General features: G+C 70.6%; 19 protein-coding genes. 10 read left to right on the forward strand and 9 right to left on the reverse strand.

The window, feature by feature from the left end:
- Positions 1-47: 47 nt before the first annotated feature.
- The 4 genes from J4573_RS20490 to J4573_RS20505 all read left to right on the forward strand — a co-directional run bounded on the left by J4573_RS20490 (position 48) and on the right by J4573_RS20505 (position 3,598).
- Complete coding sequence (locus J4573_RS20490) at positions 48-800, forward strand: SDR family oxidoreductase (RefSeq protein ID WP_208257381.1); 753 nt, start codon at positions 48-50, stop codon at positions 798-800.
- Between the two features lie 2 nt (positions 801-802).
- Positions 803-1,897, forward strand: a complete 1,095-nt coding sequence (locus J4573_RS20495) for a ferritin-like domain-containing protein (RefSeq protein WP_243773356.1) — start codon at positions 803-805, stop codon at positions 1,895-1,897.
- Positions 1,898-2,054: 157 nt separating this feature from the next.
- Positions 2,055-2,960 carry an RNA polymerase sigma-70 factor gene (locus tag J4573_RS20500; RefSeq protein WP_208257383.1) on the forward strand — a complete coding sequence of 302 codons (906 nt, stop codon included), beginning with the start codon at positions 2,055-2,057 and terminating at the stop codon, positions 2,958-2,960.
- Between the two features lie 17 nt (positions 2,961-2,977).
- Entirely contained in the window at positions 2,978-3,598 is a 621-nt protein-coding gene (locus tag J4573_RS20505) for a SecDF P1 head subdomain-containing protein (protein ID WP_208257384.1), read from the forward strand.
- A 25-nt stretch (positions 3,599-3,623) separates the two neighbouring features.
- Here the strand turns inward: J4573_RS20505 and J4573_RS20510 are convergent, their stop codons facing one another.
- Together J4573_RS20510 and J4573_RS20515 are read right to left on the reverse strand one after the other, a co-directional pair.
- Positions 3,624-4,631, reverse strand: a complete 1,008-nt coding sequence (locus J4573_RS20510; protein WP_208257385.1) for a helix-turn-helix transcriptional regulator — start codon at positions 4,629-4,631, stop codon at positions 3,624-3,626.
- Between the two features lie 76 nt (positions 4,632-4,707).
- Positions 4,708-5,343: a sigma-70 family RNA polymerase sigma factor gene (locus tag J4573_RS20515; RefSeq protein ID WP_208257386.1), complete on the reverse strand. Its 636-nt coding sequence runs from the start codon at positions 5,341-5,343 to the stop codon at positions 4,708-4,710.
- A 187-nt stretch (positions 5,344-5,530) separates the two neighbouring features.
- On the opposite strand from J4573_RS20515, the gene J4573_RS20520 reads away from it, so the two are divergent.
- Together J4573_RS20520 and J4573_RS20525 are read left to right on the forward strand one after the other, a co-directional pair.
- Complete coding sequence (locus tag J4573_RS20520) at positions 5,531-5,737, forward strand: hypothetical protein (RefSeq protein ID WP_208257387.1); 207 nt, start codon at positions 5,531-5,533, stop codon at positions 5,735-5,737.
- 151 nt (positions 5,738-5,888) lie between these two features.
- A complete protein-coding gene (locus tag J4573_RS20525; RefSeq protein WP_208257388.1) occupies positions 5,889-6,263 on the forward strand; it encodes a hypothetical protein in 375 nt (124 codons plus the stop codon).
- Between the two features lie 67 nt (positions 6,264-6,330).
- Here J4573_RS20525 and pruA read toward each other — a convergent pair whose 3' ends face one another.
- Both pruA and J4573_RS20535 read right to left on the reverse strand, forming a co-directional pair.
- Positions 6,331-7,956 carry an L-glutamate gamma-semialdehyde dehydrogenase gene (pruA, locus tag J4573_RS20530; protein WP_208257389.1) on the reverse strand — a complete coding sequence of 542 codons (1,626 nt, stop codon included), beginning with the start codon at positions 7,954-7,956 and terminating at the stop codon, positions 6,331-6,333.
- A 20-nt stretch (positions 7,957-7,976) separates the two neighbouring features.
- Complete coding sequence (locus J4573_RS20535; protein ID WP_208257390.1) at positions 7,977-8,903, reverse strand: proline dehydrogenase family protein; 927 nt, start codon at positions 8,901-8,903, stop codon at positions 7,977-7,979.
- 114 nt (positions 8,904-9,017) lie between these two features.
- Here J4573_RS20535 and J4573_RS20540 point away from each other — a divergent pair, with 114 nt between their 5' ends.
- On the forward strand, positions 9,018-10,157 hold the full coding sequence (locus tag J4573_RS20540; protein ID WP_208257391.1) for a PucR family transcriptional regulator: 1,140 nt from the start codon (positions 9,018-9,020) through the stop codon (positions 10,155-10,157).
- A gap of 37 nt (positions 10,158-10,194) precedes the next feature.
- On the opposite strand, the gene J4573_RS20545 is transcribed toward J4573_RS20540, so the two are convergent.
- Positions 10,195-11,970, reverse strand: a complete 1,776-nt coding sequence (locus tag J4573_RS20545) for a M64 family metallopeptidase (RefSeq protein WP_208257392.1) — start codon at positions 11,968-11,970, stop codon at positions 10,195-10,197.
- 91 nt (positions 11,971-12,061) lie between these two features.
- The gene (locus J4573_RS20550; RefSeq protein ID WP_208257393.1) at positions 12,062-13,030 is read right to left on the reverse strand and encodes a LysR family transcriptional regulator; all 969 of its coding nucleotides are present in this window, start codon (positions 13,028-13,030) and stop codon (positions 12,062-12,064) included.
- A gap of 92 nt (positions 13,031-13,122) precedes the next feature.
- Between J4573_RS20550 and J4573_RS20555 the strand changes: the two genes are divergently transcribed.
- Positions 13,123-14,391 (forward strand): alpha/beta fold hydrolase, encoded by a 1,269-nt coding sequence (locus J4573_RS20555; RefSeq protein WP_208257394.1) that lies wholly within the window; start codon positions 13,123-13,125, stop codon positions 14,389-14,391.
- A 45-nt stretch (positions 14,392-14,436) separates the two neighbouring features.
- Here J4573_RS20555 and J4573_RS20560 read toward each other — a convergent pair whose 3' ends face one another.
- Together J4573_RS20560 and J4573_RS20565 are read right to left on the reverse strand one after the other, a co-directional pair.
- Positions 14,437-15,114 (reverse strand): FadR/GntR family transcriptional regulator, encoded by a 678-nt coding sequence (locus tag J4573_RS20560; protein ID WP_208257395.1) that lies wholly within the window; start codon positions 15,112-15,114, stop codon positions 14,437-14,439.
- 84 nt (positions 15,115-15,198) lie between these two features.
- A complete protein-coding gene (locus tag J4573_RS20565) occupies positions 15,199-17,007 on the reverse strand; it encodes an alpha-L-fucosidase (RefSeq protein WP_208257396.1) in 1,809 nt (602 codons plus the stop codon).
- A 270-nt stretch (positions 17,008-17,277) separates the two neighbouring features.
- Between J4573_RS20565 and J4573_RS20570 the strand changes: the two genes are divergently transcribed.
- Complete coding sequence (locus J4573_RS20570) at positions 17,278-18,552, forward strand: M64 family metallopeptidase (RefSeq protein ID WP_208257397.1); 1,275 nt, start codon at positions 17,278-17,280, stop codon at positions 18,550-18,552.
- Between the two features lie 102 nt (positions 18,553-18,654).
- Positions 18,655-20,739: a prealbumin-like fold domain-containing protein gene (locus J4573_RS20575; RefSeq protein ID WP_208257398.1), complete on the forward strand. Its 2,085-nt coding sequence runs from the start codon at positions 18,655-18,657 to the stop codon at positions 20,737-20,739.
- 41 nt (positions 20,740-20,780) lie between these two features.
- Here J4573_RS20575 and J4573_RS20580 read toward each other — a convergent pair whose 3' ends face one another.
- A complete protein-coding gene (locus tag J4573_RS20580) occupies positions 20,781-21,359 on the reverse strand; it encodes a TetR/AcrR family transcriptional regulator (RefSeq protein ID WP_208257399.1) in 579 nt (192 codons plus the stop codon).
- Positions 21,360-21,388: the final 29 nt, after the last annotated feature.

The following is a 21,388-nucleotide window of genomic DNA, read 5'->3' on the forward strand; positions in this document are numbered from 1 at the left end:
GCGACCGGGCGGTGAGGAACGTCCCGGACTACCAGAGAGGCCTAATCATGAGGATCGTGGTTATCGGGGGCACCGGCCTGATCGGGAGCAAGCTGGTGACCAGGCTCGGCGAGCACGGCCACGAGGCCGTTCCCGCCGCGCCGAACACGGGCGTGAACGCCTTCACCGGCGAGGGGCTGGACGAGGTGCTGGCGGGCGCGTCGACGGTGATCGACGTGTCCAACTCCCCGTCCTTCGAGGACGCCGCGGTGCTGGAGTTCTTCCAGACCTCCACCCGCAACCTGCTGGCCGCGGAGAAGAAGGCCGGGGTCCGCCACCACGTGGCGCTGTCGGTGGTGGGCACGGCCCGGCGGCCGGACGTGGGCTACTTCCGGGCCAAGCTCGCCCAGGAGAAGCTGATCGAGGAGTCGGGCATCCCGTTCTCGATCGTGCACGCGACGCAGTTCTTCGAGTTCGCGCGCCGGATCGCCGACGAGGGCACGGTCGAGGGCAAGGTACGGATCGCGCCCGTGCGGTTCCAGCCGATCGCGGGCGAGGAGGTCGCCCAGGCCGTCGGCCGGACCGCGTCCGGCACGCCGCTCAACGGGCAGCTGCAGATCGCCGGGCCCGAGCAGTTCCAGATGGACGACTTCTTCCGGGACGCCCTGGCCGCCTGGAAGGACGAGCGCGAGGTCGTCACCGACCCGCACGCGCACTACTTCGGCGCCGAGATGCACGACCGGGACCTGGTTCCGGGCGACGACGCGACCCTCGGCCAGATCAAGTACGCCGACTGGCTAGCCGGCCAGGACGCCCGGTGACCATGGCCGACGAGGCCACGACGGCCGGCGGGATCACCACGTCCGACGAGATCACGACCGTCGGCGGGATCACCACGGTCGACGATCTCCGCGAGCATCTGCAATGGGCGGTCGACCTGGAGCACACGACCCTTCCGCCCTACCTGTGCGCGCTCTACTCGCTCGACCCGCAGCTCAATCCCGACGCGGCCGAGGCGGTGGCCGGGGTCTTCGTGGAGGAGATGCTCCACCTGGCGCTGGCCGCGAACCTGCTCAACGCCGTCGGCGGCCGGCCGAGCCTTGACCCGGCGCGGCTGCTGACGCCGTTCCCGCGGCCGATGCCGCACGCGGACCCGTCGCTGCGGATGTCGCTGCTCCCGTTCGGGCCGGACGCGCTCGACATGTTCCTCCGGCTCGAACGGCCCGCGCCGCGCGGCGGTCCGGCGGAGGGCGACGGCTACGAGACGATCGGGCAGTTCTACGAGGCGATCGAGGCCGGGCTGCGCGACCTGTGCGAACGGCTCGGCGAACGGGAGGTCTTCAGCGGCGACCCGGCCCGCCAGATCACCGCCACCTCCTTCCGGCACACCGCCGGTCACATGGTCGAGGTCACCGGCCTCGCCTCCGCGCTGAAGGCGCTGGAGGAGATCGTGGAGGAGGGCGAGGGCACGTCCCGGGGCGCGGTCTGGGACGGCGACCCGGACGTTCACCACCCCGACCGGGACGAGGTCGCGCACTACTACCGGTTCCAGGAACTGCGGGCCGGGCGGCGTTACCGGCGCGGCGACAACCCGCGCTCCGGGCCGACCGGCGAGAAGGTCACGGTGGACTACGACGGCGTCCTGCCGATGCGGCCCAACCCGCGCCTGGCCGACCATCCGCCGGGGAGCGAGATCCGTACCGCGCAGGAGAAGTTCAACCTGAACTACTGCGTCCTGCTGGGGCAGCTGGAGCAGGCGTTCAACGGCGAGCCGAAGATGCTGAGGGAGGCCGTTCCCACCATGTTCAAGCTCAAGGGTGAGGCGGTGGCCCTCATGCAGATGCCCGACGGTGACGAGACGACCGCCGGGCCGACCTTCGAGTACGTGGCGCCCGAGGACCGTCCTGGCGGGGAGTGAGGCAGGCCTGGAGCAGGGGGCACGAGCCGTCGTGGACGGCTCGTGCCCCCTGCCGTCCCGGAAAACCGATGCCAGGCCGCCTTGTCTAAGCCCCACGAGGACCGGGAAGATCCCAACGAGTGGTCTCGGGGATCTCGGAGCGGGGGCGATCATCGTGGTGGAGGCTGAGCCTGCGGGCCATCCGAACGGGTCGGAGGGCCTGGACGACGCCCTGGAGGTCTTCGCGCGCGTGCGGCCGCGCCTGTTCGGCATCGCCTACCGGATGCTCGGCAGCTCCACCGAGGCCGAGGACCTGCTGCAGGACGTGTGGCTGCGCTGGCAGTCCTACGACCGCTCGACCGTGGCCGAACCGGCCGCGTTCCTGGCGACCACGACCACCCGGCTGGCGATCAACGTCCTGCAGTCGGCCCGGGTACGGCGCGAGACCTATGTCGGGCCCTGGCTGCCCGAGCCCGTCGACACCGCCGCCGACCCCTACCTGGGGGCCGAACGCGGGGAGGCGCTCAGCTTCGCGGTCCTGCTCCTGCTGGAACGCCTGTCCCCCACCGAGCGCGCCGCGTACGTCCTGCGCGAGGCGTTCGACTACCCGTACCCGCTGATCGCCGACATCGTCCAGCTCAGCGAGCCGGCGGCGCGGCAGCTCGTCAGCCGGGCCCGCAAGCGCGTGCGGGCCGAACGCCGCACGACGGTGTCGGACGCCGAGCAGCGCAGGCTGCTGGACGCCTTCGTCGCCGCCGCCCGCGCCGGTGACCTCGCGGGCCTGGAGAAGATCCTCGCCGCGGACGTGGTCAGCTACTCCGACGGCGGCGGCGCGGTCAGGGCGTCCAAGTTCCCCGTGGTGGGCGCGGAACGCGTGGCCAAGTACCTCCGCGCGTTCGCGAGCCACTTCTGGACCGGCGTCGAGGTGGAGGCGGCCACCGTGAACGGGCAGCCGGTGGCGCTGCTCACCCGCGACGGCGAGGTGTTCACGGTCCTCAGCGTCGGCGTGGCCGGGGATCGCATCGACCAGGTCCTGTGGATGATGAATCCTGCGAAGATCGGTGGAGTGTCCCGCACCGCCTGACCCGACGAGGAGAGCCGATGGGGCAACCGAATCCAGGGGGACCGCAGTACTACCCGCCTCCGCCGCCCCCGTCGCGCCGCAACGTCGGCCTGATCGTCGGCCTGGCCGCGGCGGCCCTCGTCGTCGTCACCATCCTGGCGGTCGCCGTGTTCCTCATCGTCGACAACGACGGGTCGGACGGCACCGAAGGCACGGGATCGGCGCAGCTCAAGAGGCCGGTGCGCTTCCAGATCGTGAGCGAGATCGGCCAGCCGCCCTGCCAGGCCGGGATGCTGGCCGACCTCGAAGGCAAGTGCTACCGCCTGGGCTCGCAGCTCATGGACGTCACCCAGGTGAAGGACATGCGTCCCGAGGCGCCCAAGCCCGAGCAGGGCCAGACCGGATGGACCCTGCAGATCTCGTTCACGGCCGCCGACGCGGCCAAGTTCGCCGAGATCAGCCGCACCGCCTCCCAGAACTACCAGCAGAACCCGGGCTCACCGGGCAGCCAGATCGCGATCGTGGTGGACGGCCGGGTCCTGTCCGCGCCGCAGGTCGTCAGCGGCCCGATCGCGGGCGGCGAGGTCTCCATCAACGGCCCGTCCACCACGTTCACCCAGAAGTACGTCCGCGACCTCGTCGACCGCCTCTCCGGGTAATACCGCGCGTGTCGGCTCCGGGTGATCAGCCGGCGTTCTCCCGGCCACCGGCGGATGAGGGGCGGAGCTGCCTGCGGGACCGGATGCCCAGCTTGCTGAAGATCTTGCGCAGGTGCCATTCGACGGTGTGCGGGCTGAGGAAGAGCTGCGCGCCGATCTCGGCGTTGGTGAGCCCGCTGCCGGCGAGTCCTGCGATGTGCGCCTCCTGCGGGGTCAGGGTGTCGCCGGCCCGCGCGGTGCGCTCGGCGACCGACTCGCCGGTGGCGGCGAGCTCGTGGCGGGCGCGGTCGGCGAACGCGTCGGCGCCTGCCGCGGCGAGCATGTCGTAGGCGGTACGGAGCTGAGCGCGGGCCTCCTGCCGCCGGTTCTCGCGGCGCAGCCACTCGCCGTACAGCAGGTGTCCGCGGGCCAGCTCCATCCGGATCCGGGTCTTGCCGAGGTGGTCGATCGCCTGCCGGTAGAGGGCGTCGGCGGTACGGCCGGTCGCGAGCAGGGCGCCGGATCGGGCCAGGACGCCGAGCGCCCAGTCGGTGCCGCTGGCCCGCGCCGTGGCGGCCAGGCGCTCGTACGCGCCGGACGCGAGGTCGGGCCGGCCGCTGCGCACGGCCGCTTCGATCAGCTCCGACAGTGACCAGTAGATGACGGCGGACTCGACCGGGTGGCCGGTCGCGGCACGGGCGGCGGGGATCGCCTCCTCGTAGCGGGCCAGTCCGTTCAGCATCAGGGCCCGCGCCCAGTGGGCGACCATGACCCCGGTCTCCTCGCCGCGCGCCGTCACATCGGCCATGCTCGCCTCGAACAGCGGGGTGGCGGCCACGTCGCCGCGCCAGGCCGCCAGCGCCAGCTCGCCGTACGGTGCCAGCGCGACCCCGGTGGCCTCCCCGATCGCCTGGATCTCCGCGACCAGCGCGGCCTCGCCGCGGATCAGCAAGGCCCGTCCCTGGCCCGAGCGGACGTCGGTGAGCGCCTGGTCCAGGACCACGCGCTCCGCGCGCCGACCACGGAGTTCGGGCGCCGCCGCACCACTCGTCATCGCTCTGACCCCTCTCGGTCCGAGGTTAGAACCGATGACCGTTTCGCGATAGAAGGGGTCCGGCAGCCGAGATCGTTTACCCGGCCCGTTTGAGGTCGGCGGCGAGCACGTTCTCCAGTCCTGTCAGCTCACCGACGAGCGACGCCGCCGCGAACGCCCGGACGAGACGCCTGTCGGCGAGCGCATCACCCGCGTGGCGCCGGTCCGCGGCGAGCCGTGCCCGCGCCCGGCTGACCAGCTGCCTGGCGTTGGCCGTACCGATCTTCAAGACCCTGGCGATCTGCTGGAACGGATACTCGAAGCCCTCTCTCAGCACGTAGGCGGCCCGTTCCGACGGCGGAAGGCGTTCGACGAGCAGGCCGACGGTCATCTCGATCGCCTCACCCCGTTCCGTCTCCGTCAGCGGGTCGGCCTCGGGGCCCGCCGACCGCTCGTCCGGCCAGAGCGCGAAAGAGGTCTCGTACCGCCGCCGGGCGGACTGGACCAGGTTGATCGCCAGCCGCACGGTCGCCATCACCAGGAACGCCTCGACGTTGATCACCCTCGTCCGGTCCACCCGGTTCCAGCGCACCCAGACCTCCTGCACGATGTCCTCGGCCTCGTGCACGTTGCCGACGATCCGGTAGGCGATCGAGAACAACCGCGGGCACGCGCGGATGAAGCTGTCGAGGTCGGCACTCGCCCGGTCGTCCTCCAGCGCTGCTGTGCTCACCTTCCGGCCCCTTCGCTCACGACTGAGGCCAATCTCGTCGCGAACGGCGCCCATCGCGCCCCGGAAGTCCGTGGTCGAACCCGTGGTCCTTCCCGTGGACCCAATGTGCGGCGTCTTGTCACAGGACGGGCGGCTGCCCGGTCTTAGCTGATGACCAGGCGAAGGCCCTGGCACCACCGGAGGACGAATGACCAGGCCCGGAGACCACGAGTTCGAGATCGAATTCGAGGCGGAAGTCGAGACCGAGCTGACCATCGCCGAGTCGAGCGCCCCAGATCAGGAAGCCGGGCTGCCGGTCTCGGAGTGGCTGTTCGACCCCACCGACGTCCAGCGCGAAGAAGTGGAACTCCGCAACCTCCTCGGCGCCGCCAAAGAACTGGAAGGCGACAACTGACCCCCGCGGCTCAGACCGCTCGGCCGACAGTGGTCACGGGTCGAAGTCGGCGAGGTCTCACCTTCGAGGACCATTCCGCGCTACTGCTTGAGGGTGCATGCCCGCGGGGATATCGGGCGTGGTTCGACGTCGCGACGGAAGGTGAACGTCGGTGAGCTTGTATCAGCCGATGAACCAGCCCGTGCTCCTGCAGATCGGGGACATCGGTGTCACAAGTTCCACGGTGATAGTGCCGCACGGGCAGTTCCGGCTGCGGGGGACCATGTGGACGGTGCAGGACTCCACCCAGGTGATCGAGGGGATCCCGCCGGTCGCGATCGTGCTGACGATCATCTTCGTGTGGTTCTGCCTGCTGGGCCTGTTGTTCCTGCTGATGAAGAGCCGCCGGTACGCCGGGTTCGTCTCGGTGTCGGTCACGGGTGAGGGGCTGCACCACACCGTGCAGTTCCCGGCCGGGCCGCAGAGCGGAGCCTGGGCCTCCCACATGGTCTCCCAGGCCCGTGCCCTGGCGGCCGTCGCGCCGTGAGCGTGACGGCGCCGGGAACGAACAGGCCCCGCACGCCGTTGTGCGGGGCCTGCAGCTTGAGGAGAGATCAGCCCATGTGCGGGTAGCCGTGGGCGGTCGGCGGAACGAAGGTCTCCTTGATCGTCCGGGTGGACGTCCAGCGCAGGAGGTTCTGAGCGGAACCGGCCTTGTCGTTGGTGCCCGACGCCCGTCCGCCGCCGAACGGCTGCTGGCCGACGACCGCGCCGGTGGGCTTGTCGTTGATGTAGAAGTTGCCGGCGGCGAAGCGGAGGACTTCGGCGGCGCGGGCGATGGCGGCGCGGTCGCGGGCGAAGATCGCGCCGGTCAGGGCGTACGGGCTGACCGACTCCATCTGCTTCAGCATCGCCTCGTAGTCGCCGTCGTCGTAGACGTGGACGGCGAGGACGGGGCCGAAGAACTCGCTGCGGAAGACGTCGTGGCTTGCGTCGTCGCCGACCAGGACGGTCGGGCGGACGAAGTAGCCCTCGGAGTCGTCACAGGTGCCGCCCGCGACGACGTCGATGGCCGGGTCCTTGGCGGCCTGCTCCAGAACGTCGCGGAGCCGGGCGTAGGAGCGGGCGTCGATCACGGCGCCGCCGAAGTTGCGCAGGTCCCGTACGTCCCCGAAGGTGAGCGCCTCGGTCTCGGCGACCAGCTCGTCCTTGATCTGCGACCACAGCGAGCGCGGAATGTAGGCGCGGGAGGCGGCCGAGCACTTCTGCCCCTGGTACTCGAACGCGCCGCGGATCAAGGCGGTGACCAGCGACGCCGGATCCGCCGACGGGTGCGCGACGATGAAGTCCTTGCCGCCGGTCTCGCCGACCAGGCGCGGGTAGGAGCGGTAGCGGGTGAGGTTGTCGCCGACGGACCGCCACAGGTGCTGGAACGTCGCGGTCGAGCCGGTGAAGTGGACGCCCGCGAGGTCGGGGTCGGTCAGCACGACGTCGGAGACCGCGCGGCCGTCGCCCGTCACCATGTTGATCACGCCGGGCGGGAGGCCGGCCTCCTCCAGCAGCCGCATGGTGAAGTACGCGGCGAACTGCTGGGTGGGCGACGGCTTCCAGATGACCGTGTTGCCCATGAGGGCGGGCGCGGTCGGCAGGTTGGCGGCGATCGCGGTGAAGTTGAACGGGGTGACCGCGTAGACGAAGCCCTCCAGCGGGCGGTGGTCGGCGCGGTTCCAGACGCCGGGCGAGGAGACGGGCTGCTCGGCCAGGATCTCGCGGCCGAAGGCGACGTTGAAGCGCCAGAAGTCGGCGAGCTCGCAGGGCGCGTCGATCTCCGCCTGCTGGGCGGTCTTGGACTGGCCCAGCATGGTCGCGGCGGCGATCGTCTCGCGCCACGGCCCCGACAGCAGGTCGGCGGCGCGCAGCAGGATCGCCGCGCGGTCGTCGAAGTCCAGGGCGCGCCAGCCGGGGGCGGCCTCGCGGGCGGCGGCCAGCGCGGCCTGCGCGTCGGCGTGGTCGGCGTTGGCGGTGGTGCCCAGCAGGTCCCGGTGGCTGTGCGGCTGAACGACCGGGATCCGTTCGCCACCGCCCATCCGCTCGGCGCCGCCGATCGTGCAGGTCAGCTCGGCGTCGCCGGCCGCCAGGGCCGACAGCCCGGCCTCCAGGCGGGCGCGCTCGGGGCTGCCGGGCCGGTAGTCGTGCACCGGCTCGTTGACCGGCGTGGGCACACGGGTGATGGCGTCCAAGTGAAGCAACCTCCTCGGGGTCAGTGGCGCGTGGTGAACGAACGCAGGAAGAAGGCGAGGTTCGCGGGCCGCTCGGCCAGGCGGCGCATGAAGTAGCCGTACCAGTCGGCGCCGTACGGGACGTAGGCGCGGATCCGGTGCCCCTCGGCGGCCAGGCGGTGCTGCTCGCCGTCGCGGATGCCGTACAGCATCTGGAACTCGTAGGTGTCCGGCGTACGGTCGTGCTTGTCGGCGAGCTGGAGGGCCAGCTCGATCATCCGGGGGTCGTGCGAGCCGATCATCGGGTAGCCGTCGCCCGCCATGAGGATGCCCAGTGCGCGCGCGTAGGCCAGGTCGACGTCGTCCTTGCCCTGGTAGGCGACGGACGCGGGCTCCTTGTAGGCGCCCTTGACCAGCCGTACGCGCGAGCCCTCGACGGCCAGGGCCCGCGCGTCGTCCTCGGTACGGAAGAGGTAGGCCTGCAGAACGGCGCCCGTGGAGGGGAAGTCGCGGCGCAGGTCGGCGAGGATCGCCAGGGTGGAGTCCACGGTGGTGTGGTCCTCCATGTCGAGGGTGACGGTGGTGCCGATCTCGGCGGCGGCCTCGGCCACGCGGCGGGCGCCCGCCGAGGCGAGGTCATGGCCGCCGGGCAGGCTCTGGCCGAACGCCGACAGCTTCACCGAGACCTCGGCGCGCTTGCCCAGGCCCTTGTGGCCGAGGGCGTCCAGCAGGGCGAGATAGGCGTCGCGGTTGGCGCGGGCCTGGGCGGCGTCGGTGATGTCCTCGCCCAGATGATCGAGGGTGACGTCGATGCCGTCCGCCGTGAGCGCCTGGACGGCATCGAGCGCCCCGGACAGAGCGTCCCCGGCGACGAAGCGGTCGACGACCGGACGGGTGAGGGGCGTCCGGCTGACGAGCCGGCGCATCCGGTCGCTGCGCGAGGCGGCGAGCAGAACAGGGCCCAGCACTGGCAACCTCCCAGGTCGAGTAGTGATCGCAACTGCAACGTACGAGCCGGGCGGGGCGGTCACCATCGACAGCGGTCACGACCCTGGAGGCCCCGCCTTGTACACTTGTATGAAGTGAGCGATTACCAGAGCCTGGTGGACGAGGTGTCGGCACTTCTCCAGGCCCCGGTGACCCTGGAGGACCGCGAGTTCGCCCTCATCGCCTTCAGCTCCCACGACGACGATCTCGACCCGGTCCGTACCCGCTCGATCCTGCATCGCCGCTCCTCACCGGCCGTCCGGGCCTGGTTCGAGAGCTTCGGGATCGCGAGCGCGACCGGTCCGATCCGTACCCCCGCCGACCCGGACGAGGGGATCCGCGCGCGGCTGTGCGTGCCCGCGCGCCACGAGGGCGCCGTCTACGGCTACCTGTGGCTGCTGGACGACGGCACGATCGACCCCGCCGATCCCCGCCTGGACCGGGTGATGACGCTGGCGACGTGGGCCGGGCGGCTCCTGGCCGCCGACACCTGGCAGCGCGAGGCCGCCCCGCTGGCGTTCGCGCAACTGCTGTCGGGCTCGGCCACCGACCGTACCGGGGCCGCCCGCACGCTCGCCGGCCTGAAGCACCCGGCGGCGACGGCCGCCTCGGTCACCGTCGTCTGGGCGAGTCCCGCCCCGAAGCTGAACCCGGCGCGGCTGCCGGACGGCGTGCCGGCCCATCGGAGCCTGGACGGCCTGGCCCTTCTCGTGCCGCTGCCGGACCCCGCCGACGTCTCCCCCGCCCGTACGGTCGCCGCGAGCCTGATCACTGCAGGCGGCGACGAGGTCCTCGCGGGGATCGGCGGCGCCCGGACCGACCTGCTCGACGTGCCTCACTCGTGGCGCGAGGCGCGGCTGGCCGTACGGTCCGCGCGCGCCGAGCCTCGCCTGGGGCCGGTGGCCAGCTGGGACGGCCTGGGCGCCTACCGGCTGATCGCCGCTCCCCCGCTGGCCACGCCCGCCGCGCCGGACGCCGATCCGGCGCTGCTCCCGCTCCTGCAGCCCGCACGCTCCGACCTGCTCCACACCGCCGAGACCTACCTCGACCAGGCCGGGCACGCCCAGCGCACCGCCGAGGCCCTGGCGATCCACCGGCAGACGCTCTACTACCGGCTGTCCAGGATCAAGGCGCTGACCGGCCTGGACATGGATTCCGGCGCGGACCGGCTGCTGCTGCACCTGGCGATCAAGACCTACCGCCTGGCCACGGCACCCGAAGAACCCGCCGGTTGATGAGCGGCGGGTTCGTCGGGGTGGCGGCACCCGCGGGTCAGCGCAGGGTGACGCGGAAGCTGCGCGGCTTGCTGTAGTTGCCGGCGGCGTCGATCGCGCGGTACTCGACCGTGTGACGCCCGGCGGCGAGCTTGCCGTAGACCAGGTTGTCGATGTTGGTGCCGTCCTTGGTGAACAGGAACGGCTTGGTGGAGTCGGTCGGCCAGCCGAAGTAGTTGTACCAACCGTCTCCGTCGACCCGGAATTCGGCGACGACGTATCCGGCCTGGTCATCGGCCGGGTTCAGCTTCAGCGTGGCCTGGTCCTTGGCGGGCGGCTGCGTCGCCTGGTAGGTGACCGACGGCGGGGTGGCGTCGACGGTCCACGTCTTGGTCGTGGTGCCGGCGGTGGCGGTCACGTGGTGGGTGCCCGAACGCAGGTGCCTCAGCTGGAGGTCGCGGTCGGCCTTGACCTTGTGGCCGTCGATCCGCCAGGTGATGCGCGGCGCGCTGGTGGCGGGGTGGGTGGTCTCGGCGTAGATCACGCTGTCGGCGCCCACCGGCCGGTCGGTGGCCGTCGTACCGCTGAACGTCGGGGCCTTCGTGTCGGGTGACGTGCGCGGCAGCGAGGTGTCGACGGTCCAGGAACGCGTCTGGGCGAACGAGTCGCGGACGGCCGGATCGCGGATGAACTCGGTCGGGTCGTCGACGCGGACGCTCACGGTGTGCTTGCCGCGGCTCAGGTGCAGGCGGCTCAGCTGCAGGTCGTGGCCGCCGCGGACGTCCTTGCCGCCGCGTACGTCCTTGCCGCCGCGTACGGGCTTGCCGTCCACGGTCCAGGTGACGCGCAGCGGGTGGCTGACCGGGTGCAGGGTCTCCAGCCACAGGACGCGGTCCGCCCCGACCGTTCCGGCCGGAGTGGCGTCCTGGATCAGGCTGGTCTTCTTGGCGATGGCCTGCGTCATCCGCTCGCGGCCGACCTGGTCGTAGTTGTAGCCGAGCGTCTTCATGATCGAGTGCTGGCTCGGCCGCCAGACGCCCTTGCTGTAGTACATGCCGCCTTCGAAGCGGCCGATCCGGCCACCGGCCTCGCTGCGTTCGCCCAGCCATCGCCACCACTTGGCGTGCTGCGAGCGCATCTGCTCCTCGGTGAGCAGCGTGTGGTGGATCGAGTCGGGCTCCGCGCCGGTGTACGTGCCACCGGGCACACCGCGCTGGTAGTAGTCGTACTCGTCCTGCAGCCCGCCGAGTGAGTGGCCGAGCTCGTGCGGGGAGATCAGGGCGGACATCGCGTTCGCCCCGGACGCGGTGGCATAGGAGCCTCCGGCCCCGCCGTAGGTGGAGCTGTTGGCCAGCGCGAGGATCTGCCGGTTGGCCGCCGGAACGCCGGGGACCATGCTCGCGTAGGTGTTGGCGGCGTCGTCGTCCATGACCAGCAGCCGCTGGATGCCGTCGGAGCGGCAGCCGCTCCAGAACGACATCTGCAGGGGCGTGTCGCGCTTGGGGGCCGAGAGGCTGGGGTCGCAGCTCACACCGGATTCCTTCGAGGGGATCTCGACCCGGTACACGTTGAAGTAGCTGCGGTAGGTCTTGTACGGCTCGATGCTCCACAGCACGTTGAGGTGCTTGTCGACGTTCTGCCGGAAGGCCGCCATGTCCGCGGCGGTGTAGCCGTCGCCGAGGATCACCAGGTTGAAGCGCTTGGCCGGGTCGCCGGTGACCTGGACGGGCACCACCGTCGCCTCGGGGGCGTCATCGGCCTGCGCCGGCGGCACGGCGAGAAGCGTCAGCGGAATGAGGGCGGCCGTGAGGGCGGCCGCGGTGCGTCTGAACATGAGTCCTCCCGGGGAGGATCATTCAGGACATCGCGGTCACCGGTCCCATCCCGAAGGGGCATAACTCCCGAGTGATGGAAGGGCTGGCCCGCTAGGAGCTCGCCAGGGCGGTGTCGCCCCGGACCAGCCGTTCGGCCAGTCCCGGGACGTCCGCGACGGCCGCCTCGTGCGCTTCCACGGCAAGGGCCGCCAGCTCGGGGACGCGGTCGTCGAGCGGGCCGCCGAGCCGCCAGGCCAGCACGTGCCGCAGCCACAGCGTCGGGCCGGTCAGCGGGCGCACCACCACGTTCGGCCCACCGTTCAGCGTCACCTGGCAGGGGGCGGCCGCGCGGCCCTCGGCGACGAGTGAACGGATCATCTCGTGCTCGGTCAGCATGTGCCGTACGCGGGGAACGAAGCCCGCCTCCTGGCACGCGGTGTAGAAGCACTCCGGCCAGCCTGCGCCGTCTGGCGGCGAGACCAGCCAGTCCTCGTCCGCGAGCTCGGACAGCGGGATCTCGTCGAGACCCGCGAGCGGATGCCCGGCGGGCAGGGCGACCGCGACCGGCTCGACCGCGATCACGCGGGTGCCGACCGTCGGCAGGGCGGGCAGCTCATGCCCCGGGTAGTCGACCAGCGTCGCCACGTCGAGACGGCGCGAGACGAGCAGGTCCAGCAGCAGGCGCGGCGAGTACTCGGTGTGCACGGTGATCGGGGCGCCGGGCATCTCGAACAGCCGGTGCAGCAGCCCGGTCAGCACGGGCGTGTGATAGCCGCCGATGCGCAGGCCCGCCGCCGCAGCGCCCGGTTTCGCCCCGGACTCCGACTCGGCGCCGCCGAGCAGCTCGTCCACGGTGACCATGATCGACCGGGCCCGGCGCAGGACGAACTGGCCGAAGGGGGTCAGCGTGACGCCCTTACGGCCGCGGCGGAAGACCTGCCCGCCGAGGGCCGCCTCGATCCGGTGGAGCTGGCCCGTCAGCGCGGGCTGCGAGACGCCGACCACGGCCGCTGCCCGGCTGAGGCTGCCGGCGTCGGCGATCACGCACAGGGTCCGCAGGTGCCGTAGCTCGAGCTGCATGTCTCGACCAACTCCCATGCCAATGCCATAAGACCCGAAATATAGATGATCGGGATTGGTCCGGCACGGGTGCGATCCGCCATGGTGGATGGGTGACCTATCGCCATTCGGGCCTCGTGTTCACCGAGCACACCCTGCCTGTTCCCGTCGACCACCGCGATCCCGGCGGAGCGCGCATCGAAGTCTTCGCACGTGAGGTGTCCGCCGCCGACAGGCCGGGCGACCCCGGCGACCTCCCGTTCCTCCTCTATCTGGAGGGAGGGCCGGGCCGCCGCGCCCCGCGGCATCTCCCGCCGTGGTTGTGGCGGGCCGTTCAGCGGTATCGGGTCGTGCTGATGGATCAGCGGGGCACCGGCCGCAGCGCGCCCGCGACCCGGCAGACGCTCGCCCGCCGGCGCGATCCCGCCGCCTACCTGCTGAACTTCCGCGCCGACAGCATCGTCCGCGATGCCGAGATGCTCCGCGAGCACCTGGCCGGAGACCGGCCGTGGAGCGTGCTGGGGCAGAGCTACGGCGGTTTCTGCTCGGTCGCCTACCTCTCGTACGCGCCCGAGAGCCTGCGCGAGGTGATGATCGCGGGCGGTCTGCCGCCTCTGTACGGATCGACGGAGGACGTCTACCGGGCGGCCTATCCGCGGGTGCTGGCGGCGAACGAGCGCTACTTCGAGCGCTATCCCGACGACCAGAAGGTCGCCGACCGGGTCGTGGAGATCCTGGACTCGGAGAAGGTACTCCTGCCGAGCGGGGATCGGCTCAGCCCACGCCGCTTTCAGATGCTGGGGCTCGGGCTCGGCTCCCGAACCGGATTCGACGGGCTGCACAACCTCCTGGAAGAGGCGTTCGTCGACGTCGGCGGGGACCAGCGGCTGTCGGAGGTGTTCCTGCGCCGCGTGGACAACACGCTGACCTTCGCCGAATACCCGCTCTACGCGCTGATGCACGAGTCGGTCTACTGCCAGGGCACGTCGTCGTCGTGGGCGGCGCACCGGGCGCGGGCCGGGTTCCCCCAGTTCGACCTGGGCGGCGGTGGCGGCGGGCCGACGCGCTTCACCGGCGAGATGATCTACCCGTGGCTGTTCGACGAGGACCCGGCGCTGGCTCCGCTGGTCGTGTGCGCCGAGCAGATCGCCGCCTACGCGCACTGGCCGCGCCTGTACGACCTGGACCGGCTCGCCGCCAACACGGTGCCGGTCTCGGCGGCGATCTACTACGACGACATGTACGTCGACCGCGAGACGTCGCTGGCCACGGCCGCCGCGATCCGCGGGCTGCGGCCGTGGATCACCAACGAGTTCGGCCACGACGGGCTCGGGCAGGACGCGGCGGTGTTCGATCGGCTGGTCACGCTCGTCCGGGAGTGAGGCAGGGCGAGGCAGGGTGAGGCAGGGGGTGAGCTCGGACGTCGGTCAGTCCTCGGAGGCGTCCTGGACCCACTGTTCGACGGCGGCGATGTGCACGGCGGAGGTCGAGGCGGCGAGCTGGGGATCGCGTGCGGCCAGGGCCCGCAGGATGGCCTGGTGCTCGCGATGGGCCGTGCTCAGCGCGTCGGTGGCCTTGGCGCCGCGCAGAACGCGAACGCGCTGGGTGTGCGTCGAGAGGGTCGAGAGCAGGGTCGACAGGACGGGGTTGCCGACGATGTCGGCGATCGTGCGGTGGAACTCGGAGTCGTGCGCGACGAACTCCTCGGGGTTGGTCGCGGCGCCGCACCGGTCGAGGATCTTCTGCAGCGTGCGCAGGTCGCCGTCGGTGACCAGGCTGGCGGCCAGCGCGGTGGCCTGAGGCTCCAGCAGGCGGCGGACCTGCAGCAGCTGCTGGGCGGTGCGGCCGGACGAGACGTCGGCGGCGAACGCCAGGTTCTCCAGCAGCAGGTGGGGTTCGAGGCTGGACACGTACGTGCCGTCGCCACGCTTGATGACCAGGATCTGCATCGCGATGAGGGCGCGCACGGCCTCGCGGAGCGTGTTGCGCCCGACGCCGAGCCGTTCGGCCAGGTCGGGCTCGCGCGGCAGGCGCTCCCCCGGCCGGATCTCGCCCGAGATGATCATCGCCTTGATCTTCTCGATCACGTCTTCCGAAATGGCCATCCGCGCCTCTCACCCGCCGGGTCCGCGCCGTACGAAGCCTCGCACGGCGCGGACGCGGTCACGCTCACCGGGACACTCTAGGCATCATGGGGTGGAGAGCTGCTCCTTGGGGACGATCTGCTGGGGCGTGTTCGGGCTCGACCAGAGCAGCTTCATGTAGGCCTCGCCGGTCTGCTCGGTGTGCTCGACCTTGATGGAGTACTTCCGGCCTGCCTGCAGCGCGATGCTGCCGCTGTTGACCTCGGGCCCGTGCGGCGTCGTGTTGCTGATGACGAGCTTGCCGTCGATCCAGACCTGCGCGGTGTCGTCGGAGACGGTCGTGAACTTGTACGTCTCGCTCTGCCGGGGCTGGATCGAGCCGGTCCACCGCGTACTGAAGTGGTCGGCGGGGATGCCGGCCGCCGGGGAGCCGCCGAACCGCCACGCGTAGTTGATGGCCGGGTCGGTGCGGGTGACCTTGGGCGTTCCGGACAGCTGGTCGTTGTCGAAGATCTCGGCCTTCAGACCGGTCCCGGTGCCGGGACCCGCGGCCGCCGCGGGCGCGATGCGGAGCCTGATGACCGTCGCGGCCGCGTTGGTGGCGTTGCCGGACGGGGTGACGTCGAAGCCGTCACCGGCCTTGGCGACGGTGACCTTCTGACCGCTGCCGAGCACGTTCGCGCTGGTCACGGTGAACGGGGCGGTGGCGGTCAGGTGCAGCGGCCTGCCCGCGCCGGGCCATTGCGTGACGGCGGCGTACAGGTCGTTGCCCTGGCGGCTGACCGTTCCCCAGCCGGGTTCGGCGACCACGCCCGGGTAGCCCGCGCGGTAGACGGCGGCGCCCTGACCAGCCGTTCCGGACCAGTCGCCGATCAGCTTGAGCTGCTGCGCGGCGCCGGCGGGCACCCGGCCGAGGCCGTCAGGGCCGATGTTGAGCAGGTAGTTTCCGCTGCGGCTGGACGTGGCGAGCAGGTTGCGGATCAGCGTCGGCCCGGACTTCCAGTTGGTGTCGTAGCGCGCGAATCCCCAGTGGTCGTTGATGGTCATGCAGCTCTCCCAGAGCTGCCCGTCGACCGGCGCGGCGGGGATCTCCTGCTCGGGGGTGCCGTAGTCGCCGTCGCTGACGCGGCGCTTGTTGACCCGGTTGTTGATGATCAGGTTCCGGTCCAGGCCGCGCAGGTACGCCTCCAGGGCCTCGCCGTCCTGGCTGTTCCAGTTGTTGGTCGGGTTGTCGGTCGTCCACTCGCCGTCGAACCACAGCAGCGCCGGGTGGTAGCCGTCGACCAGCTCTTTGAGCTGGGCGTACATCCGCTGCTTGTACGCGGCGAAGTCGGCGACGAAGTCCGGGTCGTGCCAGTCCCAGATGGAGTAGTAGAAGCCGAGCTTGATCCCGGCCGCGTCGGCCGCCTTCTTCAGCTCGGCGAGGATGTCGCGGTTCTTGTCGAACGAGGAGTGGTCGCGCAAGTTCCACGCGTTCTGCCTGGTCGGCCACATCGCGTACCCGTCGTGGTGCTTGGACGTGATGACGATGTACTTCTGACCTGCGCTCTTGGCCGCCGCCACGACCGCGTTCGCGTCGAAGTTCCTCGGGTTGAACGTGGCGGCCTTCTGCTCATACTCGGCCATCGGGATGGTGCAGGACCGCTTGATCCACTCGGCGTCGCGGCAGACGGTGCCGTCGGGGCGGGTGTACTCGCCCTCCCAGTTGGAGTAGTCGCCGAAGTGGATGAACATCCCGAACCTGGCGTCCCGCCACCAGGCCGTACGGGAGGAGGTGAACGGATCGTCGGAGGCGTAGTTGGTGCCGGGACCGCCCGCTGCGGCCGCCGATCCCGGGGTGACCGAGAGGCAGGAGGCGGCGAGCACGACACCGGACAGAACAAGACCCCGGATGGAGGGGTGGCGCACGGACATGAACTGCTCCTGAAGCGATGGGGGGTGGACAGGAGGCCAGCCAGCCACCCGGAACGTAAATCGCCACACATGGGATGTCAACGCCCTCGCGATCTGCACGAAGATGACATCAAGCCAGGTGAGTGCCGGGTGGGTTGATCCAGAAACTCGCGACACATGGGATGTCCAGATCCAGGTACCGACATCACACGGGAGTTATCAGAAGCTGGGATAAGGCACGAGGCGACCCCGTGATCACACTTCGGGCAATCCCCCCGAAGGAGGCGCCCCGTGCCTGCCAAAGCGATCCTCGCCGTCCTGACCGCCACCGCCACCGCCACCGCCGCCGCCGCGGTCGCCGTTCCCGTCGCCCTTCCCACTGCAGCCAACGCAGCCAACGCCGCTCCGAAGCCGTCCCGTACCGAATGGCGGGAGGTGTTCTCACCGAACGGGACCATCAAGCGCGTCCAGGTCACCCGCCAGGCCGACGAGTCGCCCGCACCGTTCAGCGCGCCCAGGGCCGCCCAGGTGATCCCGATCGAGGTCAACGGGCCCAGCGCCAGCCGCTTCGACCTGGTGTTCGTCGGCGACGGCTACACCAGCTCGCAGTTCGGCACGTTCAGCCAGCACGTCCAGAGCAAGTTCAACGAGCTCATGTCGGTCGAGCCTTTCAAGTCGCACCGCAAGCAGTTCAACGCCTGGCAGGTGAACGTCGCGTCGCCGGAGTCGGGCGTCGACAACGACCCGAGCAACGGCGTCCGCCGCGACACCGCGCTCGACATGGGCTTCTGGTGCGGCAACACCGAGCGGCTGCTCTGCGTGAACGAGACCAAGGCCAAGCAGTACGCCGCGCAGGCACCGGACGTCGACCAGGTGCTGGCCCTGGCCAACAGCACCAAGTACGGCGGCGCGGGAGGCGGCGTGGCCACGGCGTCCGGCGGCAACGCCTCGTCCGGGCAGATCGCCGTCCACGAGCTCGGCCACTCGATCGGCGGGCTCGCCGACGAGTACGACTACGGCAGCGGCCAGTACACCGGCTCCGAGGTCGGCGAGGGCAACGTCTCGATCTATCCGCGCGCGACGATGAGCCAGTACCGGCTCAAGTGGTACCAGTGGCTCGGCCAGGCCACCCCGGACGGCGGCGTGATCGACACCTACGAGGGCGCCCGCTACTACGCGCGCGGCATCTACCGCCCGAGCCAGAACTCGATCATGCGAACGCTCGGCCGCCAGTTCAACCTCCCCAGCCGGGAGGCGATGGTCGCCGCGTTCGACCGCGAGACCGGCCTCATCGACTCCAGCACCGTCCTCGCGGGCACGGCCGCGGCCCCGTCCTCGCCTCAGCGCCTGTGGGTACGGCCGATCTCCTCCCCCACCGTCTCGACCACGTGGCGGGTGGACGGACGTCCCGCCGGCACGGGTAACGAGCTCGACCTGGCCGGACTCCATCTCGCCAAGGGCGTTCACGAGGTCACGGCGACCGCGACCGACCGGACGCCGTCCGTCCGCGATCCCCAGCTCCGCGCCGCTCTGACCGACACGCGGACCTGGACTGTCACCCGCTGACCCGCCGCGCCATCAGAGATCAATATCGACGCAACGTAGCGAGTAATCACTCTCCGTGCTGGGAAGTTGATCAGCATGAGGGGTGCTTCGAGGCTGCTGTGCGTGCTTCTGCTCGGTCTTGCCATGGTCCTGTCGCTGGTCGGCGTCGACACGGCGGCCGCGAGGGCGGCTGATCCGCAACCGTTCTCGCGGTCGCCCGCACCCACCTACCAGATGACGCTCGTCGCGCGGCAGTGCGAGAAGTACAGCGACATCATGTCCAACCGGGCGCGCAACGACATCCAGGAGAGCCTCCAGGACCTCGGCAAGGACTCGGTCTACTCGGCGGGTCAGCCGATCTCGCCCGAGATCGAGGAGCCCAACGATCCGGCCTGCAAGCCGCTGAACGGCTGGCAGTTCACGCTCGGCGGCTCGTTCACCAAGAACGGCACCTACAGCACGGTGACCGGCACCGCCGGCGACGCCGGTCCGACGGCGACCGTTCCGGAGCTCGACCCGTCCGGCAGCCCGACCGGCGGCGACCTGCAGGGCGCGACGACCATCACGCTGAACTCCCAGGAGGCCGGCCTCCTGCAGGCGAGAGCGCTGTGGGTGCAGGGCGGCACGCCGGACGACCCGCTCATGACCAAGAAGTTCGGCAAGGGCACCTTCGGATTCGGGGCACTGCGCTGCTCGGTCGACAACCTGAACGGTGACAACGTCGAGGACGCCATGCTCCCGCCGGACGCCCGGCACCTGTACTGCTACGCCTACTACGTCAACCCCGAGCCCGGATACGGCACGCTGACCATCCGCAAGAAGATCTCGCCCGGAGGCTCGTACCAGCAGACCTTCCCGTTCGCCTCGAACGCGACCTACAACTCCAACGGGCAGTTCGACCTCGCGGTCAACGGGAGCGACACCGCCGAGACCTCGTTCACCCGCGCGACCAGCGACGCGTTCGGCGGCCCGTACACCTTCGACGAGCAGACGCCCGACGGCTGGACGCTGTCGGGGATCTCGTGCTCGGCGACCAACCCGAGCGGCACGGTGACCAGCACCTGGACGACGTCGGGCACCCGGGCCTCGGTGACTCTCGGCGACAACGACCACGTGACCTGCGTCTACACCAACGCGCCACCACGAGATCCGGGCCTGCGGATCGACAAGGTCGCCCTGGGCAAGGACCGCGGCTACTTCCGCTACGACGTGCGCAAGACCGGCTCGCCCGACAAGACCGTCGCCGCCCGTACCGCCAAGGAGGGCGTCGCGGTGACGGCGACCGGCGACGATCTGTCCAGCCTGCCCGCCGGCGACTACACCATCACCGAGACGCTGGACACGAGCCCCGCGGGCTTCTGGCAGCTCGACCACGTCCTGTGCGACGGCAAGCAGCAGCCCCTGGTCAACGGCGACTCGGTCAAGCTGACGCTGAAGACCAACGACCAAAGGCAGTGCACGTTCGTCAACAGGTTCAGGCCGCGCGGCGAGATCCTGCTGCACCTGGTCACCGAGGGCGGAACGGCCCAGGGCGGCTTCCTGGGACACCCCGCCGCCGACACCGCCCCTGACCACTGGCGACGGCAGCAGGCCACCACCACTCAGTCCGACAAGCCCGCCCTCGCCCACGGTGACCCGTCCGGCGGCCTGCAGCTCAAGACCTTCGAGCTGCTGACGCTGTCTCCGCTCGCCACCAAGGAGGGCAGCTGGCGGCTGGTGTCGTTCCGCTGCGACATCGGACACTGGCGCCGGGCCTCGCGCGGCGCTGTCGACGTGACGCTGGCCGAGGACGCCCCGCTCGGCGACTGTACGGCGACGTACCGGTTCGTGAGGTCCACGACCGTCGACGTCGTCAAGGTCGCCAAGGGGCACCGGCCCAAGCCCGTGGTGGTCGACATCAGATGCACCAACGGCTCGGCGGGCCGGACCGTGCTGGAGCCCGGCGCGACCACCGCCCGCCTGCCCAAGCCCCTCTACCTGATGAAGCCGGCCAAGTGCTCCGTCCGCGAGACCGCCACCGGCGCGCGCCCAGGCTCCAAGGTCCGCACCTCAACTCGGCTGGCGAACAACGGAAGCCAGAAACCGCTCAAGCTCCCCGGCACGTTCATCGCCCTACCGAACGGCAGGGCCTACACGGTCACCGTCACCAACCGCTATCGAGGGCACCCGTCACCCGTCTGCAGAACAACGGGATCGCCCATCTGCTGACCAGGTAATGCTCCAACCCATGCTCGCGCGCTGAGAGGTGGTCAGCGGGCGAGCATGGGCTGGATGGTCTTGGTGATGACGTCGGCGGCTTCGGACTTGGGGATGCGGCCGGCGCGGACTTCGCCTGCGGCGCCGTTCAGGATGTGGTGGACGACGTTGACCAGCCAGGTGGCGGGGAGATCGGTGCGGTAGACGCCCTGGTCCTGGCCGCGTTCGATGAGGTCGATCATGCGCTGGGCGGGCTTGTCGTGGAGCTCGCGGACTCGGCCTGCGGGGAGTACGCCCTCGGCGGCGGCCACGAGAGATGCGGACTCTTCTACTAGTTGCCAGCTTGAGGCCAGGAGGCGGGTCATCGCCTCGTCGGCTCGGCCTGTGAGGTCTACGGAGGAGAGGGTCTCCTCGCCGGACTGGAGGGCCTCGGCTATGGCGGCCTCGACCAGGGCGGCGCGGGTCTTGAAGTGCCCGTAGACGGTCATCCGGCCCACGCCCGCGGCTTGCGCGATGTCGTCGGTGGTCGCGTCGGGGTCGGCGCTCAGGAGGGTGCGCGCCGCGGACACGATGCGGGCGATGTTGCGCTCGGCGTCGGCGCGGCGCTTCGGGCGGGTGCCGGATGTGGTCATGTCCACAGCTTAACTCGTACAGCAAAGTA

Origin of the sequence: Actinomadura barringtoniae (assembly GCF_017573505.1) — a bacterium.
Lineage (GTDB): Bacteria > Actinomycetota > Actinomycetes > Streptosporangiales > Streptosporangiaceae > Spirillospora > Spirillospora barringtoniae.